At 37.5% G+C, this 1,543-nt stretch carries 4 protein-coding genes; 2 read left to right on the top strand and 2 right to left on the bottom strand.

Features of this window, described 5'->3' with window-relative positions; translation table 11 throughout:
• Positions 1–180: 180 nt before the first annotated feature.
• Together QUA88_RS08920 and QUA88_RS08915 are read left to right on the top strand one after the other, a co-directional pair.
• The gene (locus QUA88_RS08920; protein WP_333054443.1) at positions 181–516 is read left to right on the top strand and encodes a DUF6883 domain-containing protein; all 336 of its coding nucleotides are present in this window, start codon (positions 181–183) and stop codon (positions 514–516) included.
• A gap of 10 nt (positions 517–526) precedes the next feature.
• Entirely contained in the window at positions 527–781 is a 255-nt protein-coding gene (locus QUA88_RS08915) for a DUF4926 domain-containing protein (protein ID WP_333054442.1), read from the top strand.
• Between the two features lie 135 nt (positions 782–916).
• Here QUA88_RS08915 and QUA88_RS08910 read toward each other — a convergent pair whose 3' ends face one another.
• Both QUA88_RS08910 and QUA88_RS08905 read right to left on the bottom strand, forming a co-directional pair.
• A complete protein-coding gene (locus tag QUA88_RS08910) occupies positions 917–1,105 on the bottom strand; it encodes a CsbD family protein (protein WP_333054441.1) in 189 nt (62 codons plus the stop codon).
• Between the two features lie 91 nt (positions 1,106–1,196).
• Positions 1,197–1,433: a DUF167 domain-containing protein gene (locus QUA88_RS08905; protein ID WP_333271288.1), complete on the bottom strand. Its 237-nt coding sequence runs from the start codon at positions 1,431–1,433 to the stop codon at positions 1,197–1,199.
• Positions 1,434–1,543: the final 110 nt, after the last annotated feature.

Genomic DNA, 1,543 nt, shown 5'->3' with positions numbered 1-1,543 from the left:
GGGAATTGGGCCGAAAAGTAGAATCTGTAGGGGCGGGTTCACCCATAAATTTTGCCACCCATCAATAATCTCGATAAACCCGCCCCCCAACTCAAAGACGATATAATTGACATATGAGTAAAAGTCGATTATTGTAGGCGACTAATATTCTCTTTTGTCCTTCAAAAACAGTTATTAATAGTGAAACTGCCCAATGGTCATCTAGCAGATTTAGGCAATAAAATAGAAGAATATTCTCTAAATCCGAATCATCAAGAAGGAAAAAATAAAGCTGTTTTGTTTGCCAGTAAGTTAGGCATTACCCTAAAAAATGCTGAAAGGCTCAAACAGGCTTTAAAAGAAGCTGCTATCAACGAAGATGTTGTTATTCAAAAAAACAATGAATACGGAACACATTACAACATGAAATTTTTGCTGAAAACCGAAGTAGGTGAATCTCTGATTCTAGCAGCTTGGATCGTCCGCTTAGGTGAAAGTTTCCCTAGATTAACAAGTTGTTATCCCGTCAAAAAGTGAGGTAAAAACAATGAAAACAATTAAAGACCTAGATATTGTTGCTTTAACTGAAGATTTAGACGCCACCCATTTTGAAACAAAACAAATCATTAAATTATATAAAGGACAAGTAGGAACAGTCGTGATGGAATTTGATGGCAGTGCTTTTGAGGTAGAATTTTCTCATCAAGATGGCACAACTTATGCAATGGAAACAATTCCCGCCACAAAATTAATGCTTTTACACTATGAGTTAGTAGAATCTGTAGGGGCAGTTACCCGATGAATTTTGCCACCAATTATCGTTGGTAAAACCCACCCCAAGATATTGGTACAAATCATTTAGGCTCATTATAAAAAATCCCGCAAACATATCGTTTGCGGGATTTAGTAGGCAGGAAACTTGTAGCGAATACTGTTACTAAGCTCGGTCTACAATCTCTTTTGCTTTATCTTTGAGGTCTTCTTTCAGGTGAATTGCTGATGCTTCATCCTGCTTGGCTTGACCTTCTAATTTATCTTTCTGATTGCCTGTGACTTCGCTAACAGCTTCTTGGATTTTGCCTTCAATATTCTTCGCTGTGGCTTCGACTCTATTTTCAATGTTCATAATTTTTTATTCTAACTCTACAACTACTAATATATGATTTTCAAGTTGAGTCTGTATCTCTCTTTAGATAGATTTGTTATTACCTTTATTTCTAAGTTAAAGGTTCGATTGGAATTTCCACAAGTTTATTTTTAGAGGAAAAACCGGATTTAATGCCGATCGCAGATTTCGGCACTTTAAACTTTTTCGCCAACAGCATGATTAATTCTTGGTTTGCTTTACCATCAACGGGGGGCGACTTGAGATGTACCGTGAGGCTGCCGTCGGGTTGTTCTGCGATGCTTTGCTGTTTGGAATTCGGTTTTACTTTGACTGTGAAAATTTTCATGTGACTAATAACTAATAACTAATGACTAATGACTAATAAGGAATGAGAATTAAATAACTTCCACTCTTGAAAGTGGGATGGGCGTCCCGCCCGTCATGAGTGGACGGGCG

Origin of the sequence: Microcoleus sp. D3_18_C2, from assembly GCF_036702395.1 — a bacterium.
GTDB lineage: Bacteria > Cyanobacteriota > Cyanobacteriia > Cyanobacteriales > Microcoleaceae > Microcoleus.
This window is presented reverse-complemented; position numbering and strand designations above follow the sequence as displayed.

Excerpts from the sequence above, each read along its gene's own strand:
- QUA88_RS08905 (WP_333271288.1), bottom strand. The coding sequence starts at position 1,433 with ATGAAAATTTTCACAGTCAAAGTAAAACCGAATTCCAAACAGCAAAGC.
- QUA88_RS08915 (WP_333054442.1), top strand. The coding sequence starts at position 527 with ATGAAAACAATTAAAGACCTAGATATTGTTGCTTTAACTGAAGATTTA.
- QUA88_RS08910 (WP_333054441.1), bottom strand. The coding sequence starts at position 1,105 with ATGAACATTGAAAATAGAGTCGAAGCCACAGCGAAGAATATTGAAGGC.